The 20,483-nt window shown below is 67.4% G+C and carries 17 protein-coding genes; 6 read left to right on the top strand and 11 right to left on the bottom strand.

Annotated elements, in window-relative coordinates:
• Positions 1–81: 81 nt before the first annotated feature.
• The 5 genes from VVR85_RS07450 to VVR85_RS07430 are packed head-to-tail and all read right to left on the bottom strand — an operon-like array spanning position 82 to position 5,542.
• Positions 82–1,488: an ATP-binding cassette domain-containing protein gene (locus VVR85_RS07450; protein WP_368520306.1), complete on the bottom strand. Its 1,407-nt coding sequence runs from the start codon at positions 1,486–1,488 to the stop codon at positions 82–84.
• Positions 1,485–2,276 carry an ABC transporter permease gene (locus tag VVR85_RS07445; protein ID WP_368520305.1) on the bottom strand — a complete coding sequence of 264 codons (792 nt, stop codon included), beginning with the start codon at positions 2,274–2,276 and terminating at the stop codon, positions 1,485–1,487. The genes VVR85_RS07450 and VVR85_RS07445 overlap by 4 nt, the downstream gene beginning before the upstream one ends.
• On the bottom strand, positions 2,276–3,220 hold the full coding sequence (locus tag VVR85_RS07440; RefSeq protein ID WP_368520304.1) for an ABC transporter permease: 945 nt from the start codon (positions 3,218–3,220) through the stop codon (positions 2,276–2,278). The genes VVR85_RS07445 and VVR85_RS07440 overlap by 1 nt, the downstream gene beginning before the upstream one ends.
• On the bottom strand, positions 3,217–4,728 hold the full coding sequence (locus VVR85_RS07435) for an ABC transporter substrate-binding protein (RefSeq protein ID WP_368520303.1): 1,512 nt from the start codon (positions 4,726–4,728) through the stop codon (positions 3,217–3,219). Before VVR85_RS07435 ends, VVR85_RS07440 begins: the two co-directional genes overlap by 4 nt.
• 58 nt (positions 4,729–4,786) lie before the next feature.
• A complete protein-coding gene (locus tag VVR85_RS07430) occupies positions 4,787–5,542 on the bottom strand; it encodes a GntR family transcriptional regulator (protein ID WP_368520302.1) in 756 nt (251 codons plus the stop codon).
• Between the two features lie 598 nt (positions 5,543–6,140).
• Here VVR85_RS07430 and VVR85_RS07425 point away from each other — a divergent pair.
• Entirely contained in the window at positions 6,141–7,928 is a 1,788-nt protein-coding gene (locus VVR85_RS07425) for a BCCT family transporter (protein WP_368520301.1), read from the top strand.
• On the opposite strand, the gene VVR85_RS07420 is transcribed toward VVR85_RS07425, so the two are convergent.
• The 4 genes from VVR85_RS07420 to VVR85_RS07405 form a co-directional block, all read right to left on the bottom strand.
• A complete protein-coding gene (locus tag VVR85_RS07420) occupies positions 7,925–8,911 on the bottom strand; it encodes an LLM class flavin-dependent oxidoreductase (protein ID WP_368520300.1) in 987 nt (328 codons plus the stop codon). The genes VVR85_RS07425 and VVR85_RS07420 overlap by 4 nt on opposite strands.
• Positions 8,912–8,964: 53 nt before the next feature.
• Positions 8,965–10,302, bottom strand: a complete 1,338-nt coding sequence (gene brnQ, locus VVR85_RS07415; protein WP_368520299.1) for a branched-chain amino acid transport system II carrier protein — start codon at positions 10,300–10,302, stop codon at positions 8,965–8,967.
• A gap of 159 nt (positions 10,303–10,461) precedes the next feature.
• The gene (locus VVR85_RS07410; protein WP_368520298.1) at positions 10,462–11,583 is read right to left on the bottom strand and encodes a MalY/PatB family protein; all 1,122 of its coding nucleotides are present in this window, start codon (positions 11,581–11,583) and stop codon (positions 10,462–10,464) included.
• 20 nt (positions 11,584–11,603) lie between these two features.
• Entirely contained in the window at positions 11,604–13,490 is a 1,887-nt protein-coding gene (locus tag VVR85_RS07405) for an ABC transporter ATP-binding protein (RefSeq protein WP_368520297.1), read from the bottom strand.
• Positions 13,491–13,657: 167 nt separating this feature from the next.
• On the opposite strand from VVR85_RS07405, the gene VVR85_RS07400 reads away from it, so the two are divergent.
• Both VVR85_RS07400 and idi read left to right on the top strand, forming a co-directional pair.
• On the top strand, positions 13,658–14,206 hold the full coding sequence (locus VVR85_RS07400; RefSeq protein WP_368520296.1) for a hypothetical protein: 549 nt from the start codon (positions 13,658–13,660) through the stop codon (positions 14,204–14,206).
• Positions 14,203–14,769, top strand: a complete 567-nt coding sequence (gene idi, locus VVR85_RS07395) for an isopentenyl-diphosphate Delta-isomerase (protein ID WP_368520295.1) — start codon at positions 14,203–14,205, stop codon at positions 14,767–14,769. Before VVR85_RS07400 ends, idi begins: the two co-directional genes overlap by 4 nt.
• On the opposite strand, the gene VVR85_RS07390 is transcribed toward idi, so the two are convergent.
• The gene (locus VVR85_RS07390; protein WP_368520294.1) at positions 14,742–15,878 is read right to left on the bottom strand and encodes a carboxylesterase family protein; all 1,137 of its coding nucleotides are present in this window, start codon (positions 15,876–15,878) and stop codon (positions 14,742–14,744) included. The genes idi and VVR85_RS07390 overlap by 28 nt on opposite strands.
• A gap of 18 nt (positions 15,879–15,896) precedes the next feature.
• Between VVR85_RS07390 and VVR85_RS07385 the strand changes: the two genes are divergently transcribed.
• Positions 15,897–16,079 carry a hypothetical protein gene (locus tag VVR85_RS07385; protein WP_368520293.1) on the top strand — a complete coding sequence of 61 codons (183 nt, stop codon included), beginning with the start codon at positions 15,897–15,899 and terminating at the stop codon, positions 16,077–16,079.
• An 11-nt stretch (positions 16,080–16,090) separates the two neighbouring features.
• Positions 16,091–16,381, top strand: a complete 291-nt coding sequence (locus VVR85_RS07380; RefSeq protein WP_368520292.1) for a hypothetical protein — start codon at positions 16,091–16,093, stop codon at positions 16,379–16,381.
• On the opposite strand, the gene malQ is transcribed toward VVR85_RS07380, so the two are convergent.
• The gene (malQ, locus tag VVR85_RS07375; protein WP_368520291.1) at positions 16,362–18,473 is read right to left on the bottom strand and encodes a 4-alpha-glucanotransferase; all 2,112 of its coding nucleotides are present in this window, start codon (positions 18,471–18,473) and stop codon (positions 16,362–16,364) included. The two genes, VVR85_RS07380 and malQ, sit on opposite strands and share 20 nt — an antisense overlap.
• Positions 18,474–18,595: 122 nt before the next feature.
• Here malQ and VVR85_RS07370 point away from each other — a divergent pair, with 122 nt between their 5' ends.
• Positions 18,596–20,431, top strand: a complete 1,836-nt coding sequence (locus tag VVR85_RS07370) for a long-chain fatty acid--CoA ligase (protein ID WP_368520290.1) — start codon at positions 18,596–18,598, stop codon at positions 20,429–20,431.
• Positions 20,432–20,483: the final 52 nt, after the last annotated feature.

Here is a 20,483-nt window from a genome sequence, read left to right as displayed (position 1 = left end):
AACACACCCAGCCAAAACATGCGAAAGGCGCCACGGACCACGTCCGTAGCGCCTACTCGGCGTGCCTAAATGCCTAAATCCCTAAACCGAGGAATCCTCCACCGCGGCCAGCAACTCGCGCGTGTAGTCGTGCTGCGGGTTCTCCCATACCTCGGCCGTCGGCCCGGCCTCCACGACGCGGCCTTCGTGCATGACCACCACGGTGGGGCAGAGGTAGCGAATCACGGACAAGTCGTGGGAGATGAAGACGACGGTGAGATCGTAGGCATCGATGAGCGAGTCGAACAGGTCCAGCACCTGCCGGCGTACGGACACGTCCAGCGCGGAGACGGCCTCGTCGGCGAGCACGATGTCGGGCCGGCCCACCACGGCGCGCGCGATCGAGATGCGCTGGCGCTGCCCGCCGGAAAACTCGTGGGGGAAGCGGGAGGCATCGCTGGCTTTGAGCCCGACCTGCTCGAGCACGCGGGCGACCTCCTGAGGCCCGGCGCCGCCCTCGGCGATGGAGCGGCCCACCGTCAGCCGCGGGTTGAGCGAGCCCTGCGGATCCTGGAAGACCATCTGCACGCGCCCGTCAACGCGCACCGAACCGCTGTCGGGGCGCTCCAGCCCCGCGATGAGCTTGAGCACCGTCGTCTTGCCGGACCCGGAGCCGCCGACCACCCCGACGCGCCCGCCCCGCGGCACCGCCAGGTCGACGTCTTCGACCGCCGCCGCGCCGCCGAAGGTCTTGGTGACTGACTCCAGCGCGATGACGGGGTCTTGGCGCGAGGGGGCGGCATCGCCGGCCGGCAGCCGCGAGGCGCGCACGAGCTGCTGGGTATACGGGTGCTGCGGGCGGTCCAGCACGTGCTCGCCGGCCTCGACGATGGCCCCGTCGCGCAGCACCGCAATCTCGCCGCACATCCGCTGAGCCACCCGCAGGTCGTGGGTGATAAACAGCACGGCGGTGCCGTTCTCGGCGGCCAGGGCGTCGATAAGATCGAGGACCTCGGCCTGCGTAGTCGCATCCAGGGCGGTGGTCGGCTCGTCGCAGATGAGCAGGTCGGGGGTGCGCGCCATCGCCATGGCAATGAGCACGCGCTGGCGCTGCCCGCCGGAGAGCTCGAAGGGGTAGCGCCGCGCCACCGATGCCGGCAACAGCACCTTCTCCAGCATCTCCGGCCGTCCCCCGGCCAGGCGCAGCTGCCGGCCGATGGTCATCGACGGGTCCAGCGCGCTCATGGGCTCCTGGAAGACCATCGCCATCCGGTTGCCCCGCAACCGCCGATGCCGCTTATCCGCCAACCCCACCAACTCCTGGCCGTCGAAGCGGATGCTGCCGCTAACCGGCAGGTCGTGCAGCCCCATCACCGACAGGGCGGTCAGGGACTTGCCGGAACCGGACTCACCGATAAGGCCCAGGCGCTGGCCGCGGTCCAGGTGCAGGGTGACGTCGTCGACGAGCCTGTCGCCCACGCGCAGGCCCTCGATGGCAAGCAAAGTCATGCGTCCTCCTTCGGATCCCAGGCGTCGCGCAGCCCGTCGCCCAGCAGGTTAAAGCCCAACACGGTCACGGCGATGGCCAGCCCCGGCGCCCACACCAGCCACGGGGCGGCGCCCATGAGCGTCTGGGAGTCCTGCAGCATCCGCCCCCAGGACGCGGCCGGGGGAGCAGTGCCCAGCCCCAGGTAGGACAGGGCGGCCTCGGCGAGCACGGCTAAGGCGAAGTAGACGGAGGCCTGGACGATGATCAGCCCGCGGATATTCGGCAGCACGTGGCGCCAGGCGATCCGCGGCGCGGACACGCCGGAGACCCGGGCGGAGGCGATGTAATCCTGGTGGATGACCTGCAGCGTGCCGGAGCGGGCCACGCGCGCAAACGCCGGGATGCCCGCGATGCCGATGGCCACCATCGCCGTGACCGTCGACGGGCCCCACACGGCGCCGGCAACAATCGCCAGCAGCAGCGCCGGGAAGGCTAGTACCAGGTCGGAGGCGCGCATGATGAGCCAGTCGCCGTAGCCCATGCCGGCCATGATCCCCAGCGGCACGCCCACTACCGCCGCGATGCCGACCGCGAGCACTCCGACCAGCAGCGTGACCTGGGATCCGACCATGATGCGCGCGGCCACGTCGCGGCCAAACCGGTCGGTGCCCAGCAGGTGGTCGGCCCCGGGGCCGACCAAGCGGGCGGCCGTGTCGGCCAGGTCCGGCGGATAGGGCGTCCACACCAGGGACACCAGCGCCAAGACGACGGGGATGGCCACCAGGACGGCGCCTAAGTACTTCTGCATTACGCGGCCTCCTTAACGCCCGCGCGGGTCCGCGCCAGGCGCGGATCAATCAGGCGGTAGGCCACGTCGACAAGCAGGTTCACCGTCAGGGTGAAGGCGACCAGGAGCATGACCAGCGTCTGGACGGTGGTGAGATCGCGGTTGGCGACGGCATCGAGCAGCATACTGCCCAGGCCGGGGACCACGAAGACGGATTCGATGACGACGGCGCCGATAACCAGCGTGGTCAGCTGCACCCCGGCGACAGTCAGCACCGGCAGGGCCGCGTTGCGCAGCCCGTGGCGGATAAGCGCGCGCGTCGGCGAGGTCCCCAACGCCCGGGCGGTGCGGATATAGTCCTGCCCCATGACCTCGCGGACGGCGGCGCGCACATACCGGGTCAGCATGGCCGCCTGCACCAGCGCCAGGGAGACCACCGGCAGGATAAGGTGCGCCACGAACTGGCCGAAGCCCTGGTTGGGAGGCACCCACCCGCTGGCCGGCAGCCAGCGCCCGAAGGCGCTGATGAGCAGCAGGCCGACCAGGAAGTTCGGCAGCGCGATGCCCAGCTGGCTCAGCACGGATAGCCCCGGGTACCGCGCGCTGGCAATCCCCAGCGGCACCGCGATGATAAGCGCCAACAGCAGCGCCAGCCCCACCAGGATGAGCGAGACCTGCGCGCGGTCGAGCACCTGGGCAGTAATCGAGGTCTGCGAGGCCAGCGAGACGCCAAAATCGCCGCGCAGCAGCCCGCCCATCCACTCGGCGTACTGGGCCAGCAGCGGCTGATCCAGGCCGAGGGTGGCGCTGAGCTCGGCGACGGCCTCGTCGGTCGCGTTGATACCCAGCGCCACGCGGGCCGGGTTGCCGGGCACCGCCCGCATCATGGCGAAGATGACCACGCTGGCCACCGCCAGCACGAAGACGTAGCGGCCCACCAGCTTCACGATGCCCCCTGCCCTCACCGCGCGCTCACCTCCGTCAGGTCGACCGAGTCGGTAACCATGTCGGGGCGCAGCCCGGTCACGCCGGGCCGGGTGAGCACGATATTGGGCATGTTCATCAGTGTTACGGCGCCGGCCTCGGCCATGATCTGGTCGACGGCCTGGGAGGTCCGGGCGCGGAATTGCTCGGGAGAGTCGGCGGTATCGGCGGCGGCGAAGAGCTCGCGCACGCGCGGCGAATCGTAGCCCAGGTAATAGTCCGGGCTGCCGAACAAGGTGGTCAGATCGCGCGGCTCGACGTGGGAGACCAGCGAGACTTGGTAGTCGCGGGCGCCCATGACCTGGCCCAACCACACCGCGGGGAATTCCGCGGACTCGAGCCGCACGTCGAAGCCGACCTCCGTCAGCTGCGAGTAGATGAGCTCGGCGGCGGTCTGCGCGTACGGCAGGGTGGGCACGGTGATGGTGATGGGGGCGCCGGCGGCTCCGGCATCGTCAAGCAGCCGGCGCGCCCGCTCTGGGTCGAAGGGGTAGTAGTCCTCGCCGCTGAACCAGGGATCGGTGGGCGCGACGGGGGCGGCGCCGGTGTCGGTGGCCAGCCCGCCGAAGAGGATGTCGCTGGCGGCCTGGCGGTCGATGGCATAGGCCACGGCCTGGCGCACCCGCGGGTCGTCGAAGGGAGCGGCCTGGTTGTTCAGCGACAGCAGCACCTCGCCGTTGGTGGTGCCGACGTGCTTTTCGATGCCGTCCGGCAGGTCGTCGAGCAGCTCCGGCGACTGGACGGCCCAGACCACGTCGGCCCCGCCGGAGCGCAGCGCGTTGAGGGCGGTCAGCGAATCCGGGAAGTAACTAATCGTGACCGGCTGGGCGGCCGGGGTGCCCCAGTAGTCCTCGCGGGGGCTTAAGGCCACGAACTCGTTGGGGCTGAACTTGCTGACCGCGTAGGGGCCCGTGCCGACGGGGTGGCTGGCGAGCTCGTCGACGCCGTCGGGAGTCATCATCGCGCCGACGGTGGTGCCCAGCTGCCACAGCCAATTGTTGGAGCGGTGCTCCAGGTCGACGGTGAGCTCGTAGTCGCCGGTCGCGCGGGCGCTGGTCACCACGGCCATCTGCGAGGACAGCGCGTTCGACCAGTTGTTTTTGACGTAATTCAGGCTGAAGGCCGCGCTCTCGGCGTTGAAGGGCGAGCCGTTGGAAAAGCGCACGCCCTGGCGCAGCTGGAAGACGTAGTGGGTGCCGTCGGCGGAGACCTCCCAGTCGGTGGCGAGCTGGGGCACGACTTCGCCGGTCTCGGAATCGATGGCCACCAGGGTCTCGTAGACGTTGTTCATCAGGGCGGCCGGGATGGCCGCGCCGCCGACGGTGGTGAAATCCAACGAGGTGGCGGGGGAGGTGGTGGCGACGGTGAGGGGATCGGCGGCCTGGCCGGCGGGGGCCGGGTCGACGACGGTGGTGTGCCCGGCCGCGCAACCGGACAGCAGGGTGGCGGCGAGTGCCAGCGACGCGCTGCGTCTGCCTCGGAAAGTCATAACGAAAGGTTAGTGCACCGCGTCACTTTTTGGCGAAATTGCCACGCCTTCGCTGCCGCTAGACCCCCGGGAATACCTCCAGTGGGGAGGCGCCGCCGCGCACCGAGGACAGGCTCACCGACAGGGCGTCGGCGCGGTAGCGGTAGACCGCCAGCTCGACGGGGCGGCCCTGGTGGTTGGCGATGAGCAGCTCCACCGTCCAGATGGGGGAGCCGGGCTCGATGTCGAGGGCTTCAGCATCGTCGGCCGAGGCTGCGCCGATGTGGATGCGCCGGTTGACATTGTCGAAATCGACGCCGGCGGCCCGCAGGTGGGCGTGCAGCGAGCCGGAGTCGGCGTCGAAGTTGAGGACTTCCTGCCCGATGTCGATCGGGAAGTAGAGGCGCTCGATGACCAGCGGGCGGCCGTTGGTGCTGCGCAGGCGGTGGACGTAGACTACCTGCTCGTCGGCGCCGATGCCCAAGCGCTGCGCGACGTCCTCCGGGGCGGGGCGGCGGGCCAGCCAGAAGGTCTTCTGCTGCGGGGTGTAGCCGTGTTGGCTGAGCCAGGAGCTTACGGAGATGATGGAGTCGAAGGTTTCGGCGTTGAAGTTGCCGAGCACGACGGAGCGCCGGCCGCGGCCGGAGGAGATGGCGCCCTCGGTGCGCAGGACGGCCATCGCCTGGCGGACGGGGCCGCGCGACGAGTTGAACTGCGCACATAGTTCGGCCTCGCTGGGCAGTTGATCTCCTGGTTGAAGTTCGCCGCTGCGGATCTGCTCCTTCAGATAGTCGCAGATCTTGAGGTGCTGCTGCGGTTTTCGGGTCTGCCTCATTAGTTGTTCGGTACTCCCTTCAATCCAGGCAGGCTGGAAAACGCCGACGCTTCCGCCACCTGGGGTGGCAGGCGTCGGCCGGCCCACGAGCTGGGGAGAACGTGGGTTTTAATAACGGTTTGTCTTAGTTATGTCAAGTGTAACGAATGACGGTTTTATAAAAAACGACATACAAGTAATTATTGGGATGTAGACAGGCTTTGTCTAGGTCAAGGCGATGGGATGGTGTCCATCTGGACGGGCTTGCCGGCGCGCTGTTCGCCCCCTAGCTAGCGCGATTGCAGGGTTGCTGGGGTGCGTATCTAGGGCGCGAGAGCGTGCGTGAAACTAAGAAAACCTAGAAGGATAGATAAGTCACATAGTCGGCGTGGAGACACCAGGGGTGGGAAGTGTATACAAATCCGCTTCCATGCTGTTTGAGTGTGGCACAACTGTGGCACCTTGATCTGTGTACATATCTACATCTGTAGATTTTTTGCTTCCGTCGGTGGGTCAATCGGGCGGGGGTTGATTATTAATTCTCAGTTTCGTCGATTCGGGCGGTGGCGTCCGCTACTCTGGTAACGAAATATTTCGTCCAAGGAAAGGATCATTCCCCATGTCTTCCGATCGGTCCAAGAGGTTTCTTGGGCTCAAGACCGACCCCTTTGTCTTCTTAGTGGCCGCCGGTTTTATCGTCGTCTTCGTGGCCGGCACCCTGTTGTTCGGGGCCCGGGCCCGCGATCTCTACGCGGTCGCCTCCAATTCCTTGCTTACCAACTTGGGCTGGCTGTACATCGGCGGCTTCTCAATTATTTTCGTCTTTTTGATTGGAATCTTCGTCTCTCGTTATGGCAATCTGCGCCTCGGCGACGACGATGACGAACCCGAGTACTCCCTGCCGGTCTGGTTCTCCATGCTCTTCGCCGCCGGCCTGGGCGCGACCCTGCTCTTCTGGGGTGCGGCCGAGCCGCTCCACCACTCCTTTAACCCGCCGCGCGGGGGACTGGAGCCGATGAGCCAGGAGGCCATCGATCGGGGCTTCCACTTCACCTACTACCACTTCGCGGTGCACATGTGGGTCCCGTTCGCCCTGCCGGGCCTGGCGATGGGTTACTTCGTCTACAAGCGCAAGATGCCCGCCCGCATGTCCTCGGTCTTCTCGCCGCTGCTCGGCAAGCGCGTCTACCGCTGGCCCGGCAAGCTTATCGATGCCCTGTCCATCATCGGCACCGTCTTCGGCCTCGCCGTCTCGGTGGGCCTGGGCGTGCTGCAGATTAATGCCGGCCTGAACATCATGTTCGACGTTCCGCTGGTCGGCTGGGTAGAGGTGCTCATCATCGTGGTGGTTACGGCTATCGCCTCCATCTCCGTGGCGTCTGGCCTAGACCGCGGCGTGAAGATCCTGTCGAACGTCAACATCGTCGCCGCCTTCGTGCTGATGTTATTCGTCCTCGTAATGGGCCCAACGCTGACTCTGCTCAAGCATACGGTGGAGGCCTTCGGCGGCTACGCCAGCTCCCTGCCGGAGCTGATGTTCTGGACGGACTCCTTCGAGGAGAACCCGGGTTGGCAGGGCACGTGGACGGCCTTCTACTGGGCCTGGACCATCTGCTGGGCCCCGTTTGTGGGTATGTTCATTGCACGCATCTCGCGCGGGCGCACGGTGCGCCAGTTCATCGGCGGCGTGCTAGCGCTACCGACCATCGTGGTCGTGGTCTGGTTTTCCATCTTCGGCCGCGCGGCCATCGAGACGGAGCTGGGCAATCCCGGCATTTTGACCAAGCCGGTGGTCGAGGACGGGGATACCCCGGTCGCGCTGTTTGCCCTGTTGGAGCAGTACCCGCTGTATATGCTCTCCGGCACGCTTGCGCTGGCGGTCATCATCGTCTTCTTTATTACTTCGATGGACTCGGCGGCCCTGGTCATGGACACCTTCGCTAGCGGCGAGGAGAACAAGACCCCGACGTATTACCGAGTTTCGTGGGCCTGCGCGGTCGGCCTGGTGACCGCGGCGCTGCTGTTTATCAACGACACGGGCATCGAGGCCATCCAGGAAGTCGTTATCGTGGTTGCGCTGCCGTTCTTCCTGATGGAATTCGTCATGATGTACTCCCTGGTCAAGGGCATGAACGACGACTCGGCGGCCCAACGTCGTACCCGCACCCGCCACTGGAGCAAGACGGACACTCCGGAAAAGTACGAGGCCGCCGATGCCCGCCCCGCCCCTGGCTACGACAGCGAGGGCAACGAACTGGATCGCCCCGAGCTCGAATACGACGAGGAGGGCAATATGCGCATCCCGGGCAATATCATCGTCGAAGGCGACTTGGGGGTCGGCGGCGACTTCGACGACGATTGGGACGGCGATAGCCCCGCCGGCTCGGGGGACCGGCCCCGGGCTTAAAACCAGGCCTGGGCCAGGATGTCCAGGGACTTGAGCGTCTCGGCGCGGCTGCTGGTCTGAATGGAGACCATCAGCTCGTCGGCGCTGGCGTGATCCTGGAACCACTCGAGGTACTCGCGGACCTCGTCGCCGGTGCCGACGGCGGAGTAGCGCAGCATCTCCAGGATCTGCTGGCCCTGGTAGGAGCCGATGATCTGGTTGACCTGTTCATCGGTCAGGAACTTGCCGCGGCCGGCGAAGGACTTGACGCGGTTGAAGCCGACTCGCTCGAAGATTTCGGCGGCCTCTTCGGAGGTATCGCCGGCGGTGACGTTGACCGCGGCGATGACATAGGGCTCGGCTAAGACGTCGGAGGGCTGGAAATTGTCCCGGTAGTACTTGGTCGCGGCCTCCAGGTGCTGCGGCGCGAAGTGCGAGGCGAAAGAGTAGGGCAGGCCGTACTTGGCGGCCAGCGATGCCCCGAACATCGACGAGCCCAGGATGTAGACCGGCACGTGCGTGTAGGCGCCGGGCACGGCCTGGACGCCCGGGATGATGGACTTGCCGGCCAGGTACTTGGTCAGTTCGCGGACGTCCTCGGGGAAGCGCTCGGCGGCGTTGCCGTCGCGGCGCAGGGCGCGGCCCAAGGTGTGCATGTCGGTGCCGGGGGCACGGCCGACGCCCAAGTCGATGCGGTCCGGGTAGAGCTCGGCCAGCGTGCCGAACTGCTCGGCGATGACGTAGGGGGCGTGGTTAGGCAACATCACCCCGCCCGAACCCAGCCGGATGCTGTTGGTGTGGGCACCAATATGGGAAATCAGCACCGCCGGGGCGGACGAGGTGATGGTGGACATGTTGTGGTGCTCGGTGTACCAGAGGCGCTTGTACCCCAGCTCCTCGGCCCGCTGGGCGAGGGTGACCGAGTGGGCCATGGACTGGGCGGCGGTCTCCCCCTCGTAGATGGTGCAGAAGTCCAGAACGGAAAGCGGTGCGTGGGTAGTCAATGGTGCTCCTTCGGAAGACGACATCTTGCTACCCACGGTACCTGCGGCGGATTTTATTCGGCGGCGGGGCGCACGAGGGCATCGATAACCGCGCCGATGACGAACGCAATCACGGTGGGAACGACCCAGCCCAGCGACAGCGCCTGGCCCGGCGAGAGGTTGAGCATCGGCTCCAGGGCGCTGGCCCAGCCGAGGTCGGCGAGGACCGTCAGGGCGGACCACAGGACGGAGACCCACAGGCTCAAGCGGTAGCCCCAGTAGAAGGTCACGGCCTTTTTCACCAGCGGCTGCAGCAGCGTGATGAAGATCAGCGTGATGGCCGGCGGGTACAGGAAGGTAATAAACGGCACGGCCACCGACAGCACGGTGTCCAGGCCCTGGAAAGCCAGCAGGATGGACAGGGCGGTAAAGACCACGGCCCAGAAGTGGTAGGTGGTCTTGGGCACCAGCATCTCGAAGAAGGCGGAGCAGGCGGTGATAAGGCCTACGGCGGTGGTCATGCACGCCAGCAGTACGATGGTGGAGAAGACCGCCTGGCCGACCGTGCCCATGGTCATATTGGCGGAATCGGCCAAAAGGACCGCGCCGGACTCGTAGTCCTGGCCGTTGGGCAGGGTCTGCGCCAGCCAGGCCAGGCCCAGGTAGATGGCCGCCAGCAGGCCGCCGGCGACAAGGGTGGCGGTGATGGTGCCGCCCATCAGGGACTTGGTGGACTTGAAGCCCTTGCTGCGCAGGGAGCCCACGATGACGATGGAAAACGCCAGGCCCGCGATGGCGTCCATGGTGTTGTAGCCCTCGAACAGGCCGGTGACCATGGGGGAGCTGGAGTAGTCCTCGGTAGGCACGCCCGGGTTCCGCGGGTTGGCGGTGGTGGCCAGGATGATGAGCAGCGCCAGCAGGGCCACCAGGGCCGGGGTCAGGAACTTGCCCAGGGTGTCCATGATGGAGTTCGGCTTCCAGGACAGCGCCAGCGCGATCAGGAAGAACACAGCGTTGAAGATGCCGTTGGCGGAGGTGCCTTCCCAGCCCAGCAGCGGGGTGATGGCGGTTTCCATGGAGACCGCGCCGGTACGCGGCAGCGCGTAGAAGGCGCCGATGGCCAGGTAGGCCATGGCGGAGAAGACGACGCCGAACCAGGCGCCGCCGTGGGCTCCCAGGTCACGGACGCTGCGGCCAGACAGCGAGACTGCCACGACCGCCAGTACCGGCAGCAGCACGCCGGCGGCGAGGAAGCCTAGGACGGCGGGCCAGAAGTTAGTGCCGGAGGACACGCCCACCATGGGCGGGAAAATGAGGTTGCCGGCGCCGAAGAACATCGAAAACAACATGAGCGCCGCCACGACGATGGTCACAGCGGGCCGCTTCGGTGCGGACGTAACGGGTTGAGCCATTGCTTAAGCCCTTCATTGACAGGGGTCGTATAGTATCGCTCCCGCCACCGAGCCCCACGGGGGTGGTGTGGGGCCGTGCGGCGGGTTATGGCCGGCGGGTCGCGCCGTTCGCATAATGAGACAATACCGCCCACTGTATGAGAAAGTAAAGACGGGGTGCTAGTTTTCGAAGGCGCAGCCCAACCGCTCGAGCGCCTCCTGCAGAATCTCCCGGGAAGTCGCGAAATTCAACCGCGCGTGGTGCTCGCCGCCGGTGCCGAAGGTGGAGCCCTCGTTGAGCGCGACGCGGGCATTGTCCAGCACCCAGCGGGCCGGGTGCGGATCGGAGCCAATCTTAGTGTCGGAAAAGTCCAGCCACAAAAGGTACGTCGCCTGGGGGCAGGCGGTCTTAACGCCGGGCACGCGCTGGAGAAGCTCGGCTAGCAGCCAGTCCCGGGTCTGCTTCAGATAGGCCAGCTCTTCGTCGAGGTGTTCGCCGCCGTCGCGGTAGGCCGCCTCGGCGGCGATGACGCCCAGGGTGCCGGTGCCGTCCTTGGCCACCCCGGTCAGCTTTTTCCAAGTAGCGATGTCGGCGGGGTTGGAAAAAATCATCTGCGCGCACTTGAGCCCGGCCACGTTGAAGGCCTTCGACGTCGAGGTCGCCGTGATGGTCACGTCCGGGCCCAACGATGCCACCGGCGTGTGCTGGCCGTCAAAGACCAGCGGGGCGTGGATCTCGTCGGCCAGGATGCGGGCATCGTAGGTACGCGCGAGATCGACCAGGCCGCGCAGGAAGTCCTCGTCCAGCACGCGGCCCAGCGGGTTGTAGGGGTTGGCCAGCAGGACGGAGCCGGCGCCAGCGGCGAAGGCGCGCTCGATTTCGCCCAAGTCCAGCTCCGCCGAGACCTCGACCTTGTCCCGGCTGGCGGTGGCAGGTACCTCCAAAAGCGGCGGGTAGGACGGCACCGGCACGACGACCGGGGAGTCCGGGCGGGTGAAATACTGCACGCCCAGCAGCATGCCGCGCACGACGTCGCCGATCCAGAAAATCCCCTTCTCGTCCGGGCGCCAGCCGAAGCGCTCGGCGTAAAAATCCGCGAGCGCTCCCGGCAGATCGCTCAAGCGCGGGGCCGGGGTATAACCGAAGGTCTCGCGGTCCACCATGTCCTGGATGGCGTCCTTGACCGCGGGAGCGGTGGGGAAGTCGGATTCGGCAATCCACAGGGGGATGACGTCGGAGTCGTAGACGGTCCACTTGCGGGTGCCGCGGGCGGCTAGTTGCTCAAGACTCGGAAATTCCATGGCCCCCAGCCTAGTAGCGCTTAGTCCTCGGCTTCCTCTTCCGGCTCGCGCTCCGGGCTGCCGTCGACGAAGCCGAAACGCTTCAACCTCCGCCTATCCGCCGCAGACGCCGACTGAGTCAGCTGCAGCAGCTGTGCATAAATTCCGCCCGTCTGGGCCAGCTCGGCCGGCGAGCCGATCTCCTGGACTCGGCCGCGGTCCAGCGTGACGATCGTGTCCACGCCCGCGATGGTGGACAGGCGGTGGGCGATGATCAAGGTGGTGCGGTCCTTCATCAGCTCGTCCAGGCCGGCCTGGACGGCGCGCTCGGCCTTGGTATCCAGCGCCGAGGTCGCCTCGTCGAGGACCAGGATGGGTGCGTCCTTGAGCATCGCGCGCGCCACCGCCACGCGCTGCTTCTGCCCGCCGGACAGGCGCAGGCCGCGCTCGCCGACGACGGTGTCGTAGCCGTCGGGGAAGGCGGTGATGAAATCGTGGGCGTTGGCGCGCTGGGCGACGGCGATGATTTCGGCATCGCTAGCGCCCGGCTTGCCGTAGGCGATGTTCTCGCGCACCGTGCCGGAAAACAGGAAGGGCTCCTGGAAGACCACGCCGACGGAGGCGCGCAGCTGCTCCGCGGTCAGGTCGTGGACCGGATGGCCGAGCACCTCGAGGTTGCCCTCCGTCGGCCGGTACAGGCCCAGCAGCAGGTTGACCAGGGTCGACTTGCCACCGCCGGACTCGCCGACCAGGGCGACCTGCTGGCCCTCGTGCGCGGTGAAGCTGACGTCGTCGACCACCGGCTTGCCCTCCTCGTAGGAGAAGGAGACGTTGTGGAAAGCAAAGCCCGCTTGTCCCGGGGTCTGCGCCAGCGGTGCGACGTCTTGGGAGCCGGGCTCGGTGGCATCGGCGGCGCGGGCGGCGCGGATAAGCGCCGGGTTGGCCGTCGGCTCGACGTCCTCGCCCATGACGCGGAAGTAGTCGCGGGAGCCGGCGATGGCTCGCTGCGCGGAGTCGACGATCCAGCTCATCATGAACACCGGCTGCTTGGCCATGGTGACCATCTGGATGAGCATGACCATGTCACCCAGGCTGAAGTGGCCGCCCAGGGTGCGCCAGAAGATGACGGCGTAGATGCCGAAGAAGATGGCGGCCATCGCCAGCCCGCGCAGGCCGTCCATGGTGTGCCACCAGCGCGACTGCGGGCGGGTGGTCTCCACGTACCCGCGGTAGTGGCGGGCAAAGCTGGTCAGCTCGCGCAGCTCCGCCACGAAGGACTTGGTGACCTTGACCTGGCCGATGACCTCGGCGAAGCGGCCGTTGGCGACGTCGATGTGCTCGTTTTTGACCGCCTCGAAGCGCTGCCAGCGCTTGGAGGTCAGCGCCGTGAGCCACATATAGATAGGGAAGAGCAGCGCCAGCATGATGGCCAGTGGCCAGTAGTAGAAGGCGGTGATAATCAGGATCGCCACGACCTGCAGCAGCATGGAGATGAAGTTGTTGGAAAAGGACTGCAAAAACTGCGTGACGAACATGATCGAGCGGTCCAGCCGCGCGATGATTGTGCCGGTGATTTGGTTGTCGTAGTAGCGCTGCGGCAGGGACAGCAGCTTGGCGAAGTAGCGCGTGGACAGGATCTGCCTCAGCCGCGAGACCATGACGTCGCCGACGTAGCCGCCCAGGTTGTTGAAGATGGAGCCTAGGGCATCGGCGGCAAAAAGCAGCAGGGCGAGCCAGAGGACGGTGCGCAGGGCGGTCTCGGCGGGGCTGTCGCCGGACACGGCCGCGACGATGGTGTCGGTGGCCTCGCGCACGATAAACGGCGAGGCCAGCGACAGCGCGGCGGCCAGAGTGGCGGTCGACACCACCCCGAGGTAATAGGGCCACAGTGCCCACGCGCTTTTGACGATCCGGGCCAAAGAATTCATGCCCTGCCTCCACTACCTTGAGCGTTGTTTTTGATTAAGTCACGGGAACCCACAGATACTAGGCCGGTCCGGCACGCCAGGCAAACGGGACGTCGATGCTATAAATGCCGGCTGCGTCGGTTAAGCTTACGGCGAGCAAGTACTACACGGACGGGAGATAATCCACGGTGAATAACTCGCAGTGGCGGGCCCTCGGGCTGGTGCCGGTGTGCGCGCTCGGGCTTGCGGCCTGCAGCGTGCTCGAGCCCGGAGAAGCTGGACTGAGCCCCGACGAAGAAATCACGGTCACCTCCTCCGAGATGCCCGATTTCGAGCCGGAGGACGTGCCCGACAAGGAAGTCAAGGACGACCTCACCCAGACCGTCAAGGACGAGGGCCTCAACGTCGAGTGGACCCTGCAGGGCGTTTACGCCGACAGCGTCCAGGGCTCCGTGGTCACCGTGGCGCTGAAAAACCTCAACGACGTGCCCCTGCCGGCCGATGCCATCGGCGAGCCCAAGCTCGAATACCGCTCCGGCAGCAGCTACGAGGAGGTCGACCTGCTGGACTACGACCCGGAGGTCAACTCCGACGTCAACCCGCCCGGGCTCGATTACCCGCTGGGGGAGAAGGCGACCACCAACGTCCAGTACCGCGTCGACGCGTCCCCGACCGCGCTGACCGATGCCCGCCTAAACCTCGGCAACGTCACCTGGGTGGGGAACCTGAACCTATGACGCCCAAGACGCCCGCCCCGGAACTAGTCGTCCTCGCCGACGCCGCCGGCCAGCCGGCCGGAACCGCCGACAAGGCCACGGTCCACACGGACAACACGCCGCTGCACTTCGCGTTTTCCGCCTGGGTCCACCGCGGCGACGAAGTCCTCGTCACCCGCCGCGCCCTGGGGAAGAAGACCTGGCCGGGCGTGTGGACCAACGCGTTTTGCGGGCACCCCGGCCCCGGCGAAGACACCGCCGATGCCGTCCTGCGCCGCGCCGCCTTCGAGCTGGGCCTGCGGGATGTCGCCCGGCCGGAGTGCGTGCTGCCCGATTTCTCCTACCGCGCGGTGGATTCCTCCGGTGTGGTCGAAAACGAGATCTGCCCCGTCTTCGTCCTGGAGCTGGACCCGGCCGCCGAGCTGGCGCCCAACCCGGACGAGGTGGACTCCTACCAGTGGGTTACTGCCTGCGCGCTCATCGATGCCGCCTGCGCCACCCCGTTTGCCTTTAGCTCCTGGATGGTCGAGGAGCTGGCCGAGCCGGCCCTGCGCGACTACCTGTTGGGCGTGTCCGGGCGGTAGCAGGCCCACAGGTAGTCCAGAGGGCCCGGGTGTTCCGCGTGGGCGCCGGTGGCGAGATCGAAGCGCCGGGCCGTGCCGGCCGGGAAGCCGGCGTCGCCGGTGCGCGCGAAGCGGGCCAGCCAGTCGGCGAAGACCCCGTCGGCGGGGTCGAAGAGGGCCGGCAGGTCGTCGCAGTGGCGCGCCGGCGCCCCGTCGGAGCGGACGAACTCGATGTGGCGGACCAGCTCCGGGTGCGGGTGCTGGTGGGCCACGGCGGCGACCCAGCGGCGGATGGCGGCATCGCCGACCACGGCGCGGTTTGTGACCGAGTGGGTCCCCGCGCGCCAGGTGGCAAAGCGCGGCAGGCTCAGCGCCGCGGCCAGCGGGCGCGGCGGGATATGGAACCGGTCGAGGCGGCGCGCGCCGGGCTGGTCCCACATCTCCTCGCGGGTGCTGCTAATAACCAGGGGGACCGCGGCGAGCTCCGCCGGCTCCAGCGGCCACGGCCCGAGCGCGATGTCCAGGGCGTGGCGGGCGCGGAAGCGCCGGTAGCCGCGCTCCAGGCGGCCGCTTTGCGCGAGCTTGGACAGGCTGCGGCGGGTCACCGGGGCGCTCAGCGCGGTGCGTAGGCTGGCCTTGCGGCGGGAAAACGGGGCGCGCGGGAAGGCCGGTGAGAGCGCTACGGCCCGGCGGAAGCCGCCGCGAAAGTGATCGCGCCGGCACAGCCACAGCGCGATCGCCGCCCCGGCAGACTGGCCTACCAGGGTCACGTTGGTCGGATCCCCGCCGTAGGCCTCGATGTTCTTTTGCACCCATTCCAGGCCCGCCAGGCAGTCGTTGATGCCGCGGTAGGAGCGCGGTTCGTCGCGTTCAAAGCGGGCGAAGCCGGCCAGACCCAGCCGGTAGCTGAGCTGGACCAGGATCAGGCCGGCGCGGGCCGGCGCGTCGCCGATGGTCTCGCGGTGGGAGCCGGAATCAAAGCCGCCGCCGTGGATGAAGACCACCACGGGCAGGTCCGCGCCCGGGCGCGTGCTTGTAGGCCGGGTGATGGTCAGCGCGCCGACCTGCGGGGCGGCATCGAAGGGATCTGCCGGGGCAGCTGCGGGAAGCTCGAGGGATTCTGGCGCCATGCTATAAGATCATAGGCCATGGACCTTCTTACGCAGCTTGCCGATGCCACCTCCCAGGCCGTGGCCTCGGCCCCCATGTGGCTGCAGGTAGTGATCATGCTGCTGACGGTCGTCCCGGCGCTCGTCGTGGCGGCGTGGGTGCTCATGCTGGTCATCGACTGGTGCGCCCGCCGATTCCACCGCCGGCCCGGACAGCACTAGGATGAGACGTTATGGATGACAAGCACTCCGCGGACGCCCCGGAAGAGGTCGGGCGTTCCCACCGCCCGTATTCGCCGGTGGACCCGCAGGTAAACCCGTCGGCGGATCAGTCGCGCCCGGATTACCAGCCGCGCGAGGGCTTGTCCGGGTCCCAGGTGCCCGAAACAGGCGAGGCGGCCGAAGCGAGCGGGGCGGCGCAGCCGAAGCGCAAGCGCGCCCTGCCGCGCTCGCAGGTCACCCCGACCCTGCGCCTGCTCATCGCCTTGGTCATCGTCGCCGCGCTTATCGGGCTGTTCGTCTAGCGGCCGCCGCCAGGCGGGCAAAGAGCGGCTGGCGGGGGATCTCTTCCAGCAGCACGGGGCGCTGCTGGCTATCGCACAGCGGCACGCACCAGTTGGGGTAGACCTCGTGCGTGGTGCCCGGCTGGTTTTGGGCGCGGGTGTCGCCGACCATGTCCACCAGGTTCGTCACCGTCAGCGCGGCCGGGGTGGCCGCGGCGAAGCGGTGCAGGGCCTCGATAACGGCCAGCTCGTCGTCCGGGCGCGGGCTAACCGCCGGGTCGAGGAAGCCCTCGGCGGCCAGCTGGTTAAAGACGGCCTGCTGCCAGGCGCGGTCCTCGGCGTCTTCCACCTCGGCCGGGCGGGTGAGCACGCCTAGCTCCTCGCGCAGGGTGATGTGCCCGCCGCGCAGGTAGGACAGCGTTGGCGGCATGTCGTGCGTGCCCACGGCTACCAGCGCCAGGCGCCGGTAATCCGCCGAGGGCCGGGCGTTTTCCGTGTCCCCGGCCTTTTCAAACCAGACCACGTTGGTGCCCAAAATCCCGTAGCGGGCCAGCTCGTCGCGCACCGATTCTTCCACCGTGCCCAGGTCCTCGCCGATGACCACGGTGCCCGTGCGCTGGGCCTCGAGCGCCAGGATGCCCACCATGGCGCGCGAGTCGTAGCGCACGTAGGTCCCGGCCGTCGGCGGCAGGCCGCGCTGGATCCAGTAGAGGCGGAACAGCCCCAGGATGTGGTCGACGCGCAGGCCGCCGGAGCGGCGCATGGCCGTGCGCAGCAGGTCCCGCCACGGCCCGTAGCCAGCCTCGGCCAGGCGCACCGGGTGCCACGGCGGCTGCGACCAGTACTGGCCCAGCTGGTTGTACGCGTCCGGCGGCGCGCCCACCGACGCCAGCGGCGCGAGGTACTCGGCCAGGTTGACCGCGTCCGCCCCACCCGGGTGGATGCCCACGGCCAGGTCCATGATGATGCCCACCCGCATGCCGGCCGCCCGCGCCCGGTCCTGGGCCGCGGCCAGCTGCTCGGCGCACAGAAACTGCAGCCAGCTGTAGTACTCGGTCAGCTGGTCCAGCCCCGCCTGCTGCCGATGCCGCCTGCCCGCCTGCGCCGCCAACTCCGCCTCGGCGCACCAGCGGGCAAACTCCGCCAGGCCCGCGCCCTCGGTGCGGGTGAACTCGCGGAACTGCGCGCGGCGGTCCTCGGTGTGCTCCAGGAAGAACAGCTCGCGCAGCACCTGCAGCTTGGCGTCGAAGATGGCGTCGCGATCGATGAACTCGCCGGTGGTGTTGGCCAGCTGGAATTCGGCGGCGAGTTCGGCGACGTCGGCGCGGGTGTCGGCATCGAGAAGCTTCAGCTCCGGCACGTCCTCGACGCGCAGGTAGAGCGGGTTGATGAAGCGGCGGGTCGTTGGCAGGTAGGGCGAATCCTCCACCGGCGGGAAGGGCTCGGCCGCGTGCAGCGGGTTGACCAGCAGGAAATCCGCGCCCGCGTGCTCGGCCACGAGCTCGGCCAAAGCGCCCAGGTCGTGGAAGTCGCCGATGCCCCAACTGGCGGCCGTGCGCACCGAGTACAGCTGCGCCATGACGCCGGTGCCCGGGTCCGTGAGTAGCTCGTCCGCGGTATCCACGTGGGAGGGCGTGACGATGAGCGGGCAGCTGGCCTCCAGATCGGCGCTGGAAAGGTGCAGCTCGTGGTAGCCCAGCGGCAAGTCGCCGGGCACGTGGAAGCTGGCCTCGCCCCAGGCCTTGCCGTCGACCTCGACGTCGGGGGAGTCGTTGGGATCCTGGTAGGTCGGCGCGGTGCCGCCATCTTCCAAGTGGACGGTGACCTCGGCCGGCGCGCCGGCGGGGACGTGGACCACGAAGGGCTCCTCGTGGCCGGCGGTGGCGACCACGCAGGCCGGCAGCGGGCGGGAGGCGGAGTCCTGGTAGTCCCAGTAGAGCTGCAGGGTGAGATCGTCGTCGCTGGGCTCGGCGGGGATTCCGACGCCGAGGGCGCGGAGGGTGCCGATGATGGTGGGGGAATCGATAGCAATGTGCTCGCCGGACTGGGCGGTGTAGCCCGTCGCGACCCCGTGGTGGGCGGCGAGCTCGTCGAGGAGGTGGCGGGAAGTCACGGTGCTCATTGTGCCATGAAAACTGCGGTGTTGCTGGCTGACTGGGAGGCGACAATTGGTAGAGTGGACCACGGTTTATGAGGAAATGGTCATGTTCTTAAAGCAGGCCTGAAAGGAAAATTGTGACCCTACCGGAAGTACATACCCCTGCAGAATTCGAGATCGAAGAGGGCGAGACCTGCCTGACCGCCCTTATCGCCACCGCCAAGGCCCGCCCGCACGGGGTCATGTTCACCCGCCCGGCCAACTACGAATGGGTTAACGTCACCGCCAAGGAATTCATCGCCGAGGTCTTCGAGGTTGCCAAGGGGCTGATGGCCTGCGGCGTGGAGAAGGGCGACCGCATCGCGCTGATTTCGGCCACCCGCTACGAGTGGTCGCTGCTGGACTACGCCATCTGGGCGGTAGGCGCTAGCTCCGTGCCGGTCTACCCGTCTTCGTCGATGTCCCAGGTCCAGTGGATCATCGAAGACTCCGGCGCCGTGCTGGCCATTACCGAAACCCGCGAGCACTCCGAGCTGGTGCGTCACCTGGTCCTCCAGGACGACGGGCAGCCGATGCTCAAGGACTCCCCGTCCCAGCTGCGCCGCGTGCTGGAGATTAACTCCGCCGCCATTGACACGCTCAAGTTCGAGGGCCGCGGGATCGAGGACTCGGCCATCGAGGAGCGGATCGCCGCCACGCGCACCGACGACCTGGCCTCGCTGGTCTACACCTCCGGCACGACCGGCCGGCCGAAGGGCTGCATGCTCACCCACCGCAACTGGCTGGCCGAGGTCCGCGGCCTGCTGACCAACCCCATCGGGCACATCGCCGTGCCGGGCACCCGCGTGCTGACCTTCCTGCCGCTGGCGCACGTGCTCTCGCGCGCGGTCTCGCTGGCCGTGGCCATCGGCGGCGCCACCCAGAACCACTGGTCCGACTTCTCCACCCTGTCTATCGAATTCGCCCGCTCCCGCCCGAACCTCATACTGGGCGTGCCGCGTGTGTTCGAGAAGGTCTACAACTCCGCCGCCGCCAAGGCCGCCGACGGCTCCGGCGTCAAGGCCGCCCTGTTCAGCCAGGCTGAGAAGGTCGCCCAGGACTACTCGCGCGCCCAGGACACCCCGGAAGGGCCCAACCGCCTGCTGCGCGCCCAGCACAAGCTCTTCGACAAGCTGGTCTACTCCAAGATCCGCGAGGGCGTGGGCGGGCAGGTGCGCTACGCGATTACTGGCGGCTCGGCCATGAGCCACGACCTGCTGCACTGGTTCCGCGGCATCGGCCTGCCGGTCTACGAGGGTTACGGGTTGACCGAGGTTGCCGCGGCCGCCGCCGTGGACTTTGAGGACCAGAAGATCGGCACCGTCGGCCGCCCGCTGGAGGGCGTGACCATCCGTACCAACGAAGAGGGCGAAATCTGCATCAAGGGCGACATCGTCTTCGCCGGCTACTGGAACAACCCGGAAGCCTCCGAGGCCGCGCTCGAGGACGGCTGGTACAACACCGGCGACCTAGGCGAAATCCTGGATTCCGGCCACATCATGATCACCGGCCGCAAGAAGGATCTCATCGTCACCGCCGGCGGCAAGAACGTCTCGCCGGGGCCGATGGAGGACATGCTGCGCTCCCACCCGCTGATTTCACAGGCGATGGTCGTCGGCGACGGCAAGCCCTTCGTCGGCCTGCTGCTGACCCTGGAGCCGGAGGCGCTGGAGCGCTGGAAGCGCGAATACAACATCCCGGCCAACCGCAGCGCCCAGGACGTGGCCACCGACCCGACCCTGCGCGCCGAAATCCAGGACGCCATCAACCAGGTCAACGCGACCGTCTCCCACGCGGAGGGCATCAAGAAGTTCTATATCCTGGAATCCGACCTGACGGAGGAGGAAAACGAGCTCACGCCGACCATGAAGGTCAAGCGCAACGTCGTCGCTCAACGCTACGCGTCCGCGATCGAGCACATCTACAAGCGCTAGAGATAAAAATCTTCTCGGAGTGTCGCCCAGAAAGTTGCCAGGTTCTCGCCTA

It is taken from the genome of Corynebacterium sp. LK2590 (assembly GCF_040946105.1).
In the GTDB taxonomy this organism is placed as follows: domain Bacteria; phylum Actinomycetota; class Actinomycetes; order Mycobacteriales; family Mycobacteriaceae; genus Corynebacterium.
Note: the sequence above shows the minus strand (reverse complement) of the source record. Positions and strands in the feature narration are given on the sequence as shown.

Excerpts from the sequence above, each read along its gene's own strand:
- VVR85_RS07450 (WP_368520306.1), bottom strand. The coding sequence starts at position 1,488 with ATGACTTTGCTTGCCATCGAGGGCCTGCGCGTGGGCGACAGGCTCGTC.
- VVR85_RS07445 (WP_368520305.1), bottom strand. The coding sequence starts at position 2,276 with ATGCAGAAGTACTTAGGCGCCGTCCTGGTGGCCATCCCCGTCGTCTTG.
- VVR85_RS07435 (WP_368520303.1), bottom strand. The coding sequence starts at position 4,728 with ATGACTTTCCGAGGCAGACGCAGCGCGTCGCTGGCACTCGCCGCCACC.
- VVR85_RS07430 (WP_368520302.1), bottom strand. The coding sequence starts at position 5,542 with ATGAGGCAGACCCGAAAACCGCAGCAGCACCTCAAGATCTGCGACTAT.
- VVR85_RS07425 (WP_368520301.1), top strand. The coding sequence starts at position 6,141 with ATGTCTTCCGATCGGTCCAAGAGGTTTCTTGGGCTCAAGACCGACCCC.
- brnQ (WP_368520299.1), bottom strand. The coding sequence starts at position 10,302 with ATGGCTCAACCCGTTACGTCCGCACCGAAGCGGCCCGCTGTGACCATC.
- VVR85_RS07410 (WP_368520298.1), bottom strand. The coding sequence starts at position 11,583 with ATGGAATTTCCGAGTCTTGAGCAACTAGCCGCCCGCGGCACCCGCAAG.
- VVR85_RS07405 (WP_368520297.1), bottom strand. The coding sequence starts at position 13,490 with ATGAATTCTTTGGCCCGGATCGTCAAAAGCGCGTGGGCACTGTGGCCC.
- idi (WP_368520295.1), top strand. The coding sequence starts at position 14,203 with ATGACGCCCAAGACGCCCGCCCCGGAACTAGTCGTCCTCGCCGACGCC.
- VVR85_RS07390 (WP_368520294.1), bottom strand. The coding sequence starts at position 15,878 with ATGGCGCCAGAATCCCTCGAGCTTCCCGCAGCTGCCCCGGCAGATCCC.
- VVR85_RS07385 (WP_368520293.1), top strand. The coding sequence starts at position 15,897 with ATGGACCTTCTTACGCAGCTTGCCGATGCCACCTCCCAGGCCGTGGCC.
- VVR85_RS07380 (WP_368520292.1), top strand. The coding sequence starts at position 16,091 with ATGGATGACAAGCACTCCGCGGACGCCCCGGAAGAGGTCGGGCGTTCC.